Origin of the sequence: Euzebya rosea (assembly GCF_003073135.1) — a bacterium.
Taxonomy (GTDB): domain Bacteria; phylum Actinomycetota; class Nitriliruptoria; order Euzebyales; family Euzebyaceae; genus Euzebya; species Euzebya rosea.
In genome coordinates this window covers 127,114-141,542 of record NZ_PGDQ01000014.1, presented here as the reverse complement: position 1 = coordinate 141,542, position 14,429 = coordinate 127,114, and the positions used below count along the sequence as shown (strand labels likewise).

9 protein-coding genes are annotated in these 14,429 nt (G+C 71.2%); 7 read left to right on the top strand and 2 right to left on the bottom strand.

Going from position 1 to position 14,429, the window contains the following annotated elements:
- The first annotated feature begins 73 nt into the window (after positions 1-73).
- The 3 genes from CUC05_RS18305 to CUC05_RS18295 all read left to right on the top strand — a co-directional run bounded on the left by CUC05_RS18305 (position 74) and on the right by CUC05_RS18295 (position 4,854).
- Positions 74-2,347, top strand: coding sequence for a CRTAC1 family protein (locus tag CUC05_RS18305; RefSeq protein WP_205712419.1), 2,274 nt, complete (start codon positions 74-76; stop codon positions 2,345-2,347).
- Positions 2,348-2,400: 53 nt separating this feature from the next.
- Complete coding sequence (locus CUC05_RS18300; RefSeq protein WP_108667567.1) at positions 2,401-3,690, top strand: acetyl-CoA C-acyltransferase; 1,290 nt, start codon at positions 2,401-2,403, stop codon at positions 3,688-3,690.
- Between the two features lie 339 nt (positions 3,691-4,029).
- Positions 4,030-4,854 carry an alpha/beta hydrolase gene (locus CUC05_RS18295; protein WP_157965728.1) on the top strand — a complete coding sequence of 275 codons (825 nt, stop codon included), beginning with the start codon at positions 4,030-4,032 and terminating at the stop codon, positions 4,852-4,854.
- Between the two features lie 742 nt (positions 4,855-5,596).
- On the opposite strand, the gene CUC05_RS18290 is transcribed toward CUC05_RS18295, so the two are convergent.
- Complete coding sequence (locus CUC05_RS18290) at positions 5,597-7,084, bottom strand: CCA tRNA nucleotidyltransferase (RefSeq protein ID WP_108667565.1); 1,488 nt, start codon at positions 7,082-7,084, stop codon at positions 5,597-5,599.
- A 93-nt stretch (positions 7,085-7,177) separates the two neighbouring features.
- The gene (locus tag CUC05_RS18285; RefSeq protein WP_108667564.1) at positions 7,178-8,251 is read right to left on the bottom strand and encodes a type IV pilus twitching motility protein PilT; all 1,074 of its coding nucleotides are present in this window, start codon (positions 8,249-8,251) and stop codon (positions 7,178-7,180) included.
- Between the two features lie 176 nt (positions 8,252-8,427).
- Between CUC05_RS18285 and CUC05_RS18280 the strand changes: the two genes are divergently transcribed.
- From CUC05_RS18280 to CUC05_RS18265, 4 genes are all read left to right on the top strand, one after another.
- The gene (locus tag CUC05_RS18280) at positions 8,428-8,925 is read left to right on the top strand and encodes an NUDIX hydrolase (protein WP_108667563.1); all 498 of its coding nucleotides are present in this window, start codon (positions 8,428-8,430) and stop codon (positions 8,923-8,925) included.
- Entirely contained in the window at positions 8,922-11,051 is a 2,130-nt protein-coding gene (locus CUC05_RS18275; protein ID WP_108667562.1) for a DUF6049 family protein, read from the top strand. Before CUC05_RS18280 ends, CUC05_RS18275 begins: the two co-directional genes overlap by 4 nt.
- Before the next feature lie 17 nt (positions 11,052-11,068).
- The gene (murJ, locus tag CUC05_RS18270; RefSeq protein ID WP_157965727.1) at positions 11,069-12,784 is read left to right on the top strand and encodes a murein biosynthesis integral membrane protein MurJ; all 1,716 of its coding nucleotides are present in this window, start codon (positions 11,069-11,071) and stop codon (positions 12,782-12,784) included.
- A gap of 64 nt (positions 12,785-12,848) precedes the next feature.
- Complete coding sequence (locus CUC05_RS18265) at positions 12,849-14,414, top strand: protein kinase domain-containing protein (RefSeq protein ID WP_157965726.1); 1,566 nt, start codon at positions 12,849-12,851, stop codon at positions 14,412-14,414.
- Positions 14,415-14,429 lie beyond the last annotated feature (15 nt).

Sequence of the window (14,429 nt, the reverse complement as noted above, 5' to 3'; positions counted from 1 at the left end):
CAGTCGGGCTGGTATCAGGACGGGCGTGACGCGCTCATGGTGTCCAGCAGGCTGATCTGAGGGAGGCCATCCGATGACCCGTTCCATGCGTTCGTGGATGCTCGTGTTCGTGGTGCTCGCGCTTGTCGCGGCCGCGTGCGGCGGCGACGACGACAACCCCGACGGCGACGCGAGCGAGGACGCCGCAACGGAGTCCGCCGACGCCGACGCCGACGCCGACGCCGACGAACCCGACGACGAGGCAACCGCCGAGGACGACGGTGACGCCGACGGCGCCGGTGAGGAGGGGCGGGCCCCCACCCTGGAGGCGCTCGAGGGCGAACCGGTCTCGATGGGCGAGGCCGGCAACGGCGGCCTCCGGCCGGCGGGCGACACCGCCGACGGTGAGGGGTCGGTGACGTTCACCGACGTCGCCGGCGACCCGGCGATGGGGTTGACCTACGCTCGTCAGCCCGCGCCGCGGTACGCCCAGGCGCTGGAGCTGTGGCAGGCCGCCACACCCGAGACGCCCGCAACGATGATGGAGTCGGCGCTGTGGCCCGCGCGGCCGCAGGGCACCCCCGGCGTGGCGTTGCTCGACGCCGACAACGACGGTGACCTCGACATCTACGTCACCAACGCCGCCGGGACCGCGAACTCCCTGTTCGTCAACCAGCTGGCCGACAGCGGCACGATGTCCTTCGTCGACAACGCCGTCGCCGCGGGGGCCGACCTGACCGCCGAGGAGGGTCACGGGGTCTGCGCCGGCGACGTCGAGGGCGACGGGGACACCGACATCTTCGTCACCTCCCACGGGTTCCCCAACCGCCTGCTGCGCAACAACGGCGACGGCACGTTCGCGGTGTCACCCGGTACGCCGCAGGCACCCTCCCTCGGGGGCAGCTCGTGCGCGATGGGTGACGTCAACGGCGACGGCCTGCTGGACATCGCGGTCGGGCACGCCTGGGACTTCTCCAACGCCCTGGCCCTGGTGGCCATCCCGTTCGAGCAGAACCTGCCGAACGAGCTGCTCGTGCAGCAGCCCGACGGGACGTTCGTCGACGAGGCAGGCGCTCGCGGGATGCTGGACCTTGCCGGCGTGCCCGACGGCGCAGCCACGATCACGTGGGGGTTGACGATGGTCGACTTCGACGCCGACGGCGACCTGGACATCGTGCAGGCCGACGACCAGGGCGCGCTGCCGTCCAGCAAGTACGACGGCGTCGACCGCGGCTACCTGCAGGTCCTCACCAACGACGGCTCGGGCATGTTCACGGCCATCGACGCCGGCACGTTGACGGCGGGCACCTGGATGGGGGTCTCCGTGGCCGACTTCGACTGCAACCGGACGCTGGACCTGTTCGGCTCCAACTTCGGTGACTACGGGATCCCGGCGCTCGGCGAACCCTACGAGCTGGGTGACTACGCCACCCGCTGGCTGCTGGGTGACGGCGGGGGCAAGTTCGACGACCCCGGCGTCGGGGACCTGGGCACCACCCACTTCGCATGGGGCGGCGTCAGCGAGGACTTCGACAACGACGGCGACCCCGACCTGATCTTCCAGGGCGGGCTCGACCTGTCGTTGTTCGTGGAGCTGTCCAACCCCGGGACCTACCTCGTGAACGAGGGTTGCAACGCCGACTTCGCGCTGCAGGACGGCACGTTCGACGTCAACCACCAGGCCCGTGAGGTCACCGGCACGGCGGCCGGCGACCTGGACGGCGACGGGTTCGTGGACGTCGTGACGGTCGCCAACTACGTGGTGCCCGACGAGTACCCGGTCTTCCCGCTGATGACGGAGTACGGCCTGGACACCGACGGCACCGGCTTCTTCACCTCCCGCTTCACCCCCACCGAGGAGGGCACGTTCGTCTACAACGGCGTGGAGTTCGCACCCGGCACGCTTACGGTGGAGATCAACTCGGGCAACGGCAACACCGGCCTGGCGGTGAACGCCGTCGGCTCGGCCGGCATCACCCCCGGCGCGCTGACGTCCCGGACGGGCATCGGCGCGATCGTCACCGTCATCGGCGCCGACGGCTCGACGTTCACCAAGCCGGTGATGGGCGGCACGGGGTACCTGTCGTCGGACTCGCCGACGATCCACGCGGGCCTCGGCGACGGCTCGACGGCGACGGTGGAGATCCTCTGGCCCGGCGGGACCCGCAACCGCTACTACGACGTGGCGGCTGGGTCGTTCGTGGCCCCGGAGATCCCCTGCAGCTACGACAACACCGAGAAGTCGGTCACGGAGTACACCTCCTGCGTCTCCGGTGCGCTCGCCGACCTGGCCGACGCCGGCGTGATCGACGACGCCACCTCCGACCGGCTGCTCGAGGACGCCCTGCGCGCCCGCGAGGAGGGGTGATCGCTCCGGACGGGCTACGCTGGGTCCCAGCCGAGAACTCAGGAGGGCCGTTCATGTTTCCGCTCAGCACCAGTGGTCAGCGCATCGCCGTCGTCGACGGCGTCCGTACCCCGTTCACCAAGCAGGGGGGCGCGCTGCGGTCGATGACCACGCTCGACCTGTCCGTCGCCGTCGTGGGGGAGCTGGCCAAGCGGCTGGAGCTGTCCCCGCAGGTCATCGGGTCGCTGGTCCTGGGCAGCGCGATGAACAACCCGGCGGTGCCGTACCTGGCGCGTGAGACCGCGATCGCCCTGGGCTGGGACAACGTCAACGCCTACAGCGCCGAGACCGCGTGCGCCACGTCGGCACGGACGGTGGCCAACGCCGCCTACGAGCTGCTGTCGGGTGAGGCGGAGATCGCCATCGCCGGTGGGGCCGAGTCGATGTCGAACCTCCAGCAGCTGGCGTCGAAGAAGGCCGGTGCCGCGTCGGCCATGCTGGCCCGCAAGCCCGAGCAGGGCTTCGAGATGCTGATGAACCTGACCGTGGGCGACCTGGTCCCGCCGGCCCCCGTCGTGGCCGAGCCGTACTCCGGCCTGACCCTGGGCGAGCACGCCGAGGAGATCGTCGCGGAGTGGGGCGTCACCCGTGAGTGGGCCGACGAGATCGCCGTCCGGTCCCACCACAACGCCGCCCGCGCCATCGACGAGGGCCGCCTGCCGGCCGAGACGATGGCCGTGCAGACCCCCGACGGGACGGTGAAGGAGGACGCGATCGTCCGGGCCGACACGTCCATGGAGGCCGTCGCCAAGCTGCGTCCGGTGTTCAAGTCCGCCGAGGACGGTGGCACGGTGACGGCCGCGAACGCCTCGCCGCTGACCGACGGTGCGTCGGCGGTCGTGCTGGCGACCGAGCAGGCCTGCGAGACCCACGGCCTGACCCCGAAGGCTTGGATCCGGTCGTGGGCGTTCACCAGCCACGCGCCGAAGAAGGGTGTACTGCTCGGCCCGACCTACGCCACCCCGGTCGCGCTGGACCGCGCCGGCCTGACGATGGCCGACATCGGCCTGTTCGACATGCACGAGGCGTTCGCCGGCCAGGTCGCCGCCAACCTGGCGGCGATGGACTCCGACGAGTGGGCGCGTGGCGAGCTGGGTCGCGAGTCGGCCATGGGTCGCCCGTCCGACGACATCCTCAACGTCAACGGCGGGTCGGTCGCGATCGGCCACCCCTTCGGTGCCACGGGCACCCGCATCATCATCCAGCTGATGAACGAGATGCAGCGCCGCGACGTCCGCTACGGCGCCCTCGCCATCTGCGCCGGCGGCACCCGCGGCGCCAGCATGGTGCTGGAGCGGGTCTAGCCCGGACGAGGATCCGAGCCCGCGACGAAGGAGCGCTCGCGAGGCCCGGAGTCCGGGCTACTGGGGTCCGGGGGCGCCAGCCCCCGGACAAGCAGGAATCGGAGCCCGCGACGAAGGAGCGCTCGCGAGGCCCGGCTCGACCGCGTTCTGGATGGAATCGACTCCAGCGGCGGTTGGAATCTCGGCGGGTACGGACCCGTCGTCGCGTTGACCTGCGGAGACGCGGGGAATCGCCTCCACAAGGCCGTCGCTGACGGCCGGCTGGAGTCGATTCCATCCGGGGTGGGCGGGCGCGCCGGGTCGGGCTGGTAGCGACGCCGGCGGTGCATGATCGGCCGCATGGGCGATCTCGAGCACGGTGAGGGCTTCTCGACGCGGCGGATCGCGGGGTTGGAGGTGCTGTCGGCCGGAACGGCATCGGACCGGCCGCCCCTCCTCCTGGTCCACGGGGCGTGGCACGGCGCGTGGTGCTGGACCCGCCACTTCATGCCGTACCTTGCCGACGCCGGTTGGGCGGTCCACGCGCTGAGCCTGCGGGGGCACGGCGGATCGGCCGGAGGCTCCCTGAACCGCCTGCGGCTGCGCGACTACGCCGACGATGTCGCCGCCGTGACGGCCGAGCTCGGCCCGGCCGTCCTCGTCGGCCACTCGATGGGCGGCGCGGTGGTCCAGCGACTGCTGTGTCGTGCCGACCGGCCAGCCGTCGTGGCCGGCGCGCTGCTGGCGTCCGTCCCGCCCAGGGGTGTCATCCGGATCACCACCCAGGTCGCACGGGAGGAACCCGCCGTCTTCGCGATGGCCAACCTGACCGCCGACCTCGGCCGGCTGGTCGCCTCCCCCGAACAGGTCCGCAACCTCTTCCTGTCCGACGATGCCGACGACGGGCTGGTCGCCTCGGTGCACCAACGTGTCCAGAAGGAGTCCTACCTGGCGTTCCTCGGCATGTTGACCCCGCACCGCCCCCGCTCCCGTCCCGACCTGCCGGTGTTCGTGCTCGGCGCGGCGGACGATCGGATCTTCACCCCGTCCGAGGTGAAGGCCACTGCGGCGGCATGGAACACCTCCGCCCACCTCGTCCCCGGACTGGCCCACGACGTGATGCTCGACACCCGATGGCGCGAGGCCGCCGACCGCCTCCTCGGGTGGCTCGACGGCGTCACCTAGCCCTCGACGAGGCCGCATACGGCAACTTCACCCGCTCTGCTGAGTCTAGGAGTTTTCCCCAGCCTCCTCCTCAACCCTGAACAACGCACGTGTGTTTTCGCAGGTCAACACGATTGTGGAGAACTTGCCACAGAACGGAGTGATGAACACCGTTCACGCGCTGACGGTTCGGTACCCACCCACCGGACAGCCCCTGGACGACTTCGCGTCCGTCAAGAGGGGCCGCACATCAGGCGCGAACCGACGGATTCATCCCCACCGCCCGGCGAATTCGTCCCCACCATCCGCGAGCCAGTCCGCGGTCCGCGCGGGCCTGACCCGTGGCCACCTGATGGATCCGTCCCCACCCCGACCCGTCAACCGGCTCGACTGGGTCAGGATCCGTCGCGGGACCCTGGGCGGGCCATGTCGAGCCAGGTGAGCCAGGGGACCACCGGGCGGCCACGCCGCAGGGATGCCCCGACCACCCCCGTGCCGACGAGTGGGATGCGAGGTCAGCCGGTCGCTCGTCCGCGCCCCCGTCGCGCTCGGTCGAGTCCACGCACCGAGCCCGACCCCGCCCCGGATGGCGAACCACTCTCTCGCCGTGTCGTCCCACTCGGGTCAACCGGCCACGTTGCTCCCGCACCCACCCGTCAGAAGAGGACGGGACGGTCACCAGGAGTCGGTTCCGAGCTGGGTTTTCCACCCAGCCGCGGGGGTCAACCCTGAACGACGGGGATGTGTTTTCGCAGGTCAGACGCTATTCGGCGGCTTCTTCGGACTTCTTGGGCTTCGGGGGAACGATGTCGCCCGCGGGGACGATGTCGTTGGCCTCCGCCCACTCGTCGAGCAGCTCGTACCCGGTGTCGGGGTCGATCGGCCCGAGCTCCAGGGCCTTGTCCTTCATGAACGCCCACACCTTCCCGACCAGCGGGCCGGGGTCGATGCCCAGGTAGGCCATCATCTGGTGGCCGTCGAGGGCCGGACGCACGGCGTTCAGCTGCTCCTCCTCCTTCAGGCGCGCGATCCGGTCCTCCAGATCGGTCATCGCCGCAGCGAACCGGCGCTTCTTGCGCTTGTCCCGCGTCGTGACGTCTGCCCGCGTCAACGCGTTCAGACGCCGCAGCTGGGCCGGAGACCCCGCATCGTTGACATACCTCCGGACGGCGGAGTCCGTCCACTCATCGTCCGCGTAGCCGTGAAACCGCAGGTGAAGGCGCACGAGGTGGGCCACATCCCGGATGACCTCACGGCTGTACTTCAGCTCGCGCAGCCGGGCCTTGGCCATCCGTGCGCCGACGACGTCGTGGTGGTGGAAGCTGACCATCCCGCCCTCGTGGAACTCCCGCGTCGCCGGCTTGCCGATGTCGTGCAGCAGCGCAGCCAGCCGCAGGACCACGTCCTCCCGGTCGCACCCCTCCACGACGGCAAGCGTGTGGGCGTACACGTCCTTGTGGTGGTGCACGGGGTCGCGCTCCATCCGCAGGGCGGGGATCTCGGGCAGGAAGACGTCGGCGAGGCCGGTGTCGACCAGCAGGTCCATCCCCACCGCGAAGTGCCGACCCATCAGCAGCTTGTCCAGCTCGACCTGGATCCGTTCGGCCGAGACGGTCCGCAGCTGCTCGGCGAGCTCGGTGGCAGCCCTCACCGCCGCCTCGTCGGGGCGGAAGCCCAGCGCCGAGGCGAAGCGGGCCATGCGGATCATCCGCAGGGGGTCGTCGCCGAAGCTGGTGTGCGGGTCGATCGGCGTGCGGAGGACGCGGTCACGCAGGTCCTCCCACCCGCCGAAGGGGTCGAAGACCTCGTGGTCGGGCATCCGCACGGCCATCGCGTTGACCGTGAAGTCCCGCCGGGAGAGGTCGGTCACGATGTCGTCGCCGAACCGGACCTCGGGGTGGCGTGAGCCCTCCTCGTAGGTGTCGGACCGGAACGTCGTGATCTCGATGGTGTCCTCGCCCTTCTGGGCAGACACCGTCCCGAACCGGGCACCCGTCAGCCACACGGTGTCAGCCCATCCCTTGAGGACCTTCTCGGTCTCCTCGGGCAACGCCGAGGTCGCGAAGTCCAGGTCGGGCCAGTCGGTGGCGTGCAGCACCGCATCCCGGACGCTGCCGCCGACGAGGTACAGCTCGTGGCCGGCCGCCGCGAACCTCGCACCCAGCTCCTCGGCTCTGGGCACGTCGATCAGGGCCCCGAGGGCCTGGATCTGGGCATCGCGGGTTGCGTCGTCGGAGCGGGTGGTGCTCATGAGGGCATGGTACGGCCCCGTCGGAACCTGCCGATCCGGGCGATCGGTCGGGTGAACGACCCGCGACGGGCGGGAGGTCTGGCTGCCGGCGCGTCAGCCCTCGAGGCCCGCGGCGCGGACGGCGATCTTGAAGTCGTGCGGGTTGGTCGCCGCAGTCATGGCGTCGCGCAGGGTGACCTGCTTGGTCGCGTAGAGGTTCAGCAGGTGCTGGTCGAAGGTCTGCATGCCGTAGTAGGCGCCTTCGGAGATGGCTTCCTCGATCTCCGACGTCTTGTCGGGATCGGCGATGAAGTCGTACACGCGGCTGGTCATCACCAGGGCCTCGATGGCCGCCACCCGGCCGCCACCGACACGGGGCAGCAACCGCTGGCACATGATCCCCTTCAGCGCGTTGGCAAGCGACAGGCGGGCCTGGTGCTGCTGGTGCGGCGGGAAGAGGTCGAGGATGCGGTTGATCGTCTCCGTCGCGTTGGTGGTGTGCAGCGTGGAGATCACGAAGTGGCCGGTCTCGGCGGCCTGGAGCGCGGCGGTCACGGTCTCGACGTCGCGCATCTCACCGATGAAGATGACATCGGGGTCCTGACGGGCGACCGAGCGCAGGGCGCTGGTGAAGTCGTCGGTGTCGACGCCGATCTCGCGCTGGTCGACGATCGACAGGTTGTCCTGGTGCAGGATCTCGATCGGATCCTCGATGGTCACGATGTGGGACCGTCGAGTGGCGTTGATGTGGCCGATCATCGCCGCGGTCGTCGTGGTCTTGCCCGAGCCGGTCGGGCCGGTCACGAGGACCAGGCCACGGTGCTCCTCCGCCATCGCCCGGCAGACGGGCGGCAGTCCGAGCTCGTCGAAGGACTGGTTGCCCGGCAGCACGCGACGCAGGACCAGCCCGGTCGAGCCGCGCTGGCGGAACACCGCCACGCGGAACCGCCCGAGGCCGTGCACGGCGTAGGCACAGTCGGCCTCGGCGCCGCTCTCGAAGTGGTCCAGCGCACGGCCGTCCAGCACCTCACGGGCGAAGCGTTCGGTGTCCTCGGAGTACAGCCACGGCAGGTCGTGGATCTCGCTCAGCTCGCCATCGATGCGAACGTAGGCAGGCCCACCGGCCTTCAGGTGCAGGTCGGAACCGTCCTTGTCGACAAGGAGTTGCAGGTAATCCCTGATGTGCATGTCGGCGATCGGTCCTCGTGTCTGGGGAAGTGGGCGATGCGGCGCGATCCGATGCCCTTCCTATCGGCAGCAGCGGCCGAGTACTTGACCCACTGCGAACGGAAGGTGGACACGAGCACGTATCCTGCAGACCAACGTTGAGAGAGGCGCCGCGCGAAGGTGAGCGCTCGTAGCAAATGGCCAGATACCCGACCAAGCACGCGACGTCGGCCGGTGGCCTGGTGTATCAGGACCGGACCGATGGACGTTGGGTTGTCCTCATCGCGCACCGCAACGCCGCAGGAACGCTCCAGTGGACGCTGCCGAAGGGTGGGCTGGAGGACGGCGAGACGCTCGAGCAGGCGGCCATCCGCGAGGTTCGCGAGGAGACCGGACTCGACGCGGTCATCGAGGACAAGCTGGGCGTCGTCGACTACTGGTTCGTGTGGCGCCCCGACAAGGTCCGGTACCACAAGTACGTCCACTACTACCTGATGGGGCTGCGCGGCGGACACTTCGACCGTCGTGACGACGAGGCCGAGGACGTGACCTGGCTGCCCATCGAGGACGCCCTCTATCAGCTGGCGCACCCGAACGAGGCCAAGCTGGTGCGCATGGCGCTGGACGACCAGGACACTCCGGAACCCACGGCCACGGCAGACGTGCCGGCCGACGCCGAGCACGGCCGGCCATGACCGTGCGCACGCGATGGCCTGCCAGCACGGCGGTCATCGCCCTCGTCGCCGTCCTGCTGGGCGTCGCGCTGCTCGGCAGCCCGGCGCAGGCACAGGACGACGTCGTCGACGTCGACATGGCGCTGGCGTCGATCGACGCGGTGTTCACCGGCGGCGCGGACGACCGTCTCGACGCGGTCCTGGAGATCGACAGCGGGCCCGATGCCCGCGAGGACCTCAGGCTCGTCACCACGGTGCACACCCGGGTTGACGACCCGTCCGAGCTGGACGCCGCGCTGCTCGGCGACACCAGCGGGGTCTACGCCTCGGTGTCCACCGAGGTCCAGGACCTCGCCGCCGGCGAGCTGCGCCTGGAGTCGATCAGGGTCACCACAGAGGACCTGGAGCTCGACGACCCAGACCTGGCCGGCGTGTATCCGCTGGAGTTCCGCCTGTTCCAGCGCGGTGACGCGGTGGGATCGGTCACGACTGCGGCTGTCGTTGTCCCCGAGGACCCGCCCGATCCGCTCCCCACGTCGCTGGTGGTGCGCGTCGCCGCAGACGACACCGTGCCGCTCACCGGCGATGTCCTGACCGGTGACATGGCCGCGCTCCTCGCCCCCGACGGCGCCCTCGTCGACCTCGCCCGTGACCTCGACGGCACCTACGCCGATGGCTCCGCCGCCGGCCTGACGCTCGCCCTCGATGGCCGCACCCTCAGCGACCTGGCCACCATCGCCGACGGGTACGCGCTGCCCGACGGCCAGCTGCGTGACCCCGGCGACCGACGGGCCAGACGCGCCCGGACGATCCTGGACCGGTTGGCCGAGCTGCTGCGCCGGCCCGACGTGTCGTCGCTGTCGCTGCCCTACGGCCCTGCCGACATCGTGGCCCTCGTCCGCGGTGGCGAGGCCGACGAAGCCGTCCGCCTGCTCGACACGGGCCGGCAGGCCGTCCGCCAGCTGACCGGGCGTGCCCCCCTGGACGACATCCTCGTGCCCCCCGACGGGCTGGACGCCGACACGGTCGCCGCCCTCGGTGCGACCACTGACGCCTTCCTGCTGGAGGAGCGCTACCTGGCGCTGGCCGGGGCCGACATGCCGCAGCCGCTCAGGCGCCTTCGGACCGCCGACGGGGGCGAGGTCCGCATGCTGGTCGCCGACGAGTCGTTGTCGGCCGTGCTCGGTGATCCGCGGGACGAGGGGTTGGCCGCCACCACGCAGCGCCTGACCGCCGCGACCGCGCTGCGCTGGCTCTCGGCCGACGGGGCCGACGAAGCGGCCGTGCTGCTGCAGGTGGACGGGCTGGGCGCGTTGCCCGACGGGATGCTGACCGCAGCGACCGACACCATCGGCGCGCTGGACTGGTTGCGTCCGATGTCGCTCGGCACCCTCGCCGACGTCGTCGACCCGTCCGACCGCGTCATCCGGCTGGCCTATCCCCCCAGCTCGCGGGCGGCCGAGCTGGACGAGGAGTACGTCGAGGCGCTCGGTGCGGCCCGCAGCGCCCTGGTGCCGATCCGGGCCCTGCTGCCCGACAGCGACACCCTGGCCACCACGTTCGGCCGGTCGTTGCTGGCCGCCGCGGCCCTGCCGTACCGCTCCCTGGACGAACGGGCCGCCGGACTGGCCCGGATCGAGGACACGATCGGTGCGCTGGAGGGCTTGGCCGGCGCGGTCAGCGTGGTCGAGGCCCCGCCGGTCACCCTCACCTCCACCACCGGGGAGATCCCGATCAGCCTGGTCAACGAGGCCGACCAGGCCCTCGACGTGCGGGTCCGCGTCGGCTCGACCGGGTTCGAGTTCGACGAACCGATCACGCAGCTGACCCTGCCCCCCAACGCCACGCAGACGTTGACGTTCCGGGCCACGGCGCTCAACCCCGGTGGCCTGTCGGGCGTCGGCGTCGCCGTGGAGGACCCGACCGGACGCGTGCTGCTCGTCAGCTCGACCATCGCGGTGCGCTCGACCGCCTTCCCGGTCGTCGCGCTCGTCGCCACGATCGGTGCCGCGCTGTTCCTGGCGGTCTGGGGGCTGCGACAGACCCGTCGTCGCCGCGTTCCCGGTGAAGCCACGGGGGACCAGCACTCCGACGAGCAGGCCGCCGACCCGATCGGCGGCAGCGGACGGCACGGGGTCGGCGGGTGACGTCGACCCTCGGCAGGGTGGCATCGCGCCTCGGCGGCTCGGGCAAGGTCGCCGTCGGCATCTTCTCCTCCCGCGTGGCCGGGCTCGCCCGCGAGATCGCGGTGGCGGCGTTCCTCGGCAACGGCGCGGCCCTCGACGCGTTCAGCGCCGCCATGAAGATCCCCAACCTCATGCAGAACCTGCTGGGGGAGGGGGTGCTGTCGGCGTCCTTCATCCCCTCCTACGCCCGGCTGCTGGCCGAGGACCGTGAGGAGGAGGCCGGACGACTGGCCGCCACCGTCCTGTCGTTGCTGGTGGCCCTGACCGGCGTGCTGGTCGTGCTCGGGGTGCTCGGCGCCGAGCTGCTGACCGACCTGCTGACCCCCGGCGTCAGCGGCGACCGCCGTGACCTGACGATCTCGTTGATCCGAGTCGTCACCCCCGGCATCGGTCTGCTGGTCGTCTCGGCCTGGTGCCTCGGTGTCCTCAACAGCCACCGGCGCTTCTTCCTGTCCTACGTGGCCCCCGTCGTGTGGAACGTCACCCAGATCGTGGCCCTCGCCGTCGGCGGCTGGTTCGTGTTCGACGCCGCCGTGTCGACCCAGGGGACCAGCGTCATCAACGCCGACGCCCGCGGCCTGGCGCTGGTGCTCGGCTGGGCAACCGTCGCGGGGGCCGCGCTGCAGGTGGGCGTGCAGGTCCCCCAGATCCGTCGGCTCTCGCCGGACATCCGTCCTCGGTTCACCGTCGACGGGCCCGTGCGGGAGGTCATCTCCCGGTTCGTGCCGGTCCTCGGCGCCCGCGGGGTGGTCCAGCTGAGCGCCTTCCTCGACCAGCTGCTGGCCAGCTTCCTCGTGGTCGGGGCCATCGGTGCGTTGCGCTACGGCCAGGTGCTGTACCTGCTGCCGATCAGCTTGTTCGGCATGAGCGTGGCCGCAGCCGAGCTGCCGGCCATGTCCGCGGCCACGTCGGCCGACGCCGAGGCCGCCGCCAGGGCCATCCGCGCCCGCCTGCACCGGGGCCTGCGTCGCATCAGCTACTTCGTCGTCCCCACCGCCGTCGCCTACGTCGCCGCGGGCGACGTCGTCGTGGGCGCGCTCCTGCAGCGGGGCGAGTTCAGCCGGGCCAACACCCTGCAGGTCTGGGCCGTGCTCGGCGGCTACGCCATCGGGTTGCTCGGCGCCACGTCCGCCCGGCTGCTGCAGTCCGCGCTGTACGGCCTGGGCGACGCCAAGCTGCCGGCGCGGGCCAGCATCGTCCGCGTCGTGGTCTCCAGCATCATCGGGGTCCTGCTGATGTTCCAGCTGGACCGTGTGGGCGTCGGCCCGGACGGCCTGCAGGTGCTCGGCGACCTGCCCGCGTTCGGCCCCCTCCCCCCTGCGGTTCGGGAGGCCGCCGACCTGCCGCGCCTGGGCGCGCTCGGCCTGACCATCGGTTCGGGCATCGCCGCATGGGTGGAGTACTGGTTGCTGCGGGACCGGCTGCAGCGTCGCGTCGGGGCCATCCATCATGCCGGCGGGGTGCTGGACCAGACGCTCGCCGGTGCGCTGGCAGCGGTCGGCGTCACCGTGGCCGGACGGTTCGTGATCGGCGACATCCCGCCCCTGCTGGAGGGGATGTTGGTCCTGCCGGTTGCCGGTGTGGCCTACCTGCTGGTCACCAAGCAGATGGGCTTCCCCCTGGCCCGGGCCGTCTCGGGACGTCCACCCGCCCGATCGGCCCATGGACGCCGGGCCACGGGTCCGGGCCCATGACCCGCCCCTAGAATCGGGCCCTGCCGGGTACCGCAGAGGGGTCCGGCGGAACGCGAGCGCACCCGTGGCCGACAACCAGCAACGCCGAACACCAAGCCGGGCGCCCTCGACCTCCGATCTGCTCGCCGGTCGTTATGTGCTGGAGGAGCGGGTCGCGGTCGGCGGCATGGCGGCCGTGTGGCGTGCCCACGACGAGGTGCTGGCCCGGACCGTTGCCGTCAAGATCCTGCACGACGACCTGGCGCGGCAGGACACCATCAAGGAGCGGTTCCGCCGCGAGGCCATCGCCGCCGCCAAGCTGGTCCACCCGGCGATCGTGTCGCTGTTCGACACCGGCCTCGACGGTGAGCTGGTCTACCTGGTCATCGAGTACATCCAGGGCGAGACCCTCGCCGACCTGCTGGAGGACGGCCCGATGGAGGTGGGCGAGGTCGCGCGGATCGGCGTGCGGATCGCCCAGGCGCTGGGGCACGCCCACCAGCGCGGCATCGTGCACCGCGACGTCAAGCCCGCCAACGTCCTCATCGGGATCGACGGCGGTGTGAAGGTGACCGACTTCGGGATCGCCAAGGCCGCCGACGACCCCACCCTGACCGCCACTGGGCGGGTGATGGGCACCGCCGCCTACGTCGCACCCGAGCAGCTGCGGGGCGAGGCCGTCGACGGTGCCGCCGACCTGTACTCCCTCGGCCTGCTGCTGTACGAAGCACTGACCGGTCAGCAGGCGTTCGCCGGGGACGACCCGATCGCGGTGGCCGAGGCCCGGCTGTCTGCGGCGGCGCTGCGTCCCCGTGACCTGCGGTCCGACGTGCCCCGGGACCTGGACCTGCTGGTCAGCGAGCTGACGCAGCCCGACCGCGCCCGACGGCTGGACGACCCCGTCGCGATCGTCGAACGCCTTCGTCCCTTCGCGGCCGTGCACGATGCGCCGGCCCCCCTGCCCGCGCCCGTCACCGAGGCCGACGACACCTCCATCCGCAGCGAGATGCGCTGGCTGATCCCCGTCGGGGCCCTGCTGCTGCTCGCGGGGGCGCTCGTCGCCGTCGGCATCTTCGGCGGCGTCATCGAGCAGGACTCGGTCGCCTCCTTGTTCGCCGAGGAGGTGACCCCCACACCGGTCGCCGCTGACCCCGAGCCCGACGGGGACGGGGAGGGCAGCGAGGACGACGCGATCGAGTCGGTGCCCCTCACCGGCCTGACCGCGTTCGACCCGCAGGGGGACCGCGGCGAACGCGACCGGTTCCTCGCCAACCTCACCGACGGGGCGCCGAACACGATCTGGGCCACCGAGCGCTACAACACCGCCGACTTCGGCAACCTCAAGACCGGGGTGGGATTCTACGGCGACCTCGGCGGTGCCAGGACCGTTCAGGCGGTCACCCTCGCCGTCCCCACGGGCGGCTTCGACATGGAGATCCGGGTGGCCGGACGTCCCAGCGACGACCTCGACGCCTGGCCCGTCGTGGCGACGGTCACGGATGTCGAGGAGGGGGACTCGGTGCGCATCGAGCTCGAGGACCAGCCACAGGCGCGGTACCTGATGGTCTGGGTGACCGGCAACCTGCAGCCCTTCGAGGGGCAGTTCCGGGCAGAGATAGGTGAAGTCAGGGTGCAGGCACTGGCATCCTGACGGCATCGACGTCCC

Bases quoted from the DNA above. Each gene is read 5' to 3' on its own strand.
- CUC05_RS18300 (WP_108667567.1), top strand. From the start codon at position 2,401: ATGTTTCCGCTCAGCACCAGTGGTCAGCGCATCGCCGTCGTCGACGGC.
- CUC05_RS18290 (WP_108667565.1), bottom strand. From the start codon at position 7,084: ATGAGCACCACCCGCTCCGACGACGCAACCCGCGATGCCCAGATCCAG.
- CUC05_RS18295 (WP_157965728.1), top strand. From the start codon at position 4,030: ATGGGCGATCTCGAGCACGGTGAGGGCTTCTCGACGCGGCGGATCGCG.
- CUC05_RS18275 (WP_108667562.1), top strand. From the start codon at position 8,922: ATGACCGTGCGCACGCGATGGCCTGCCAGCACGGCGGTCATCGCCCTC.
- CUC05_RS18285 (WP_108667564.1), bottom strand. From the start codon at position 8,251: ATGCACATCAGGGATTACCTGCAACTCCTTGTCGACAAGGACGGTTCC.
- CUC05_RS18305 (WP_205712419.1), top strand. From the start codon at position 74: ATGACCCGTTCCATGCGTTCGTGGATGCTCGTGTTCGTGGTGCTCGCG.
- CUC05_RS18280 (WP_108667563.1), top strand. From the start codon at position 8,428: ATGGCCAGATACCCGACCAAGCACGCGACGTCGGCCGGTGGCCTGGTG.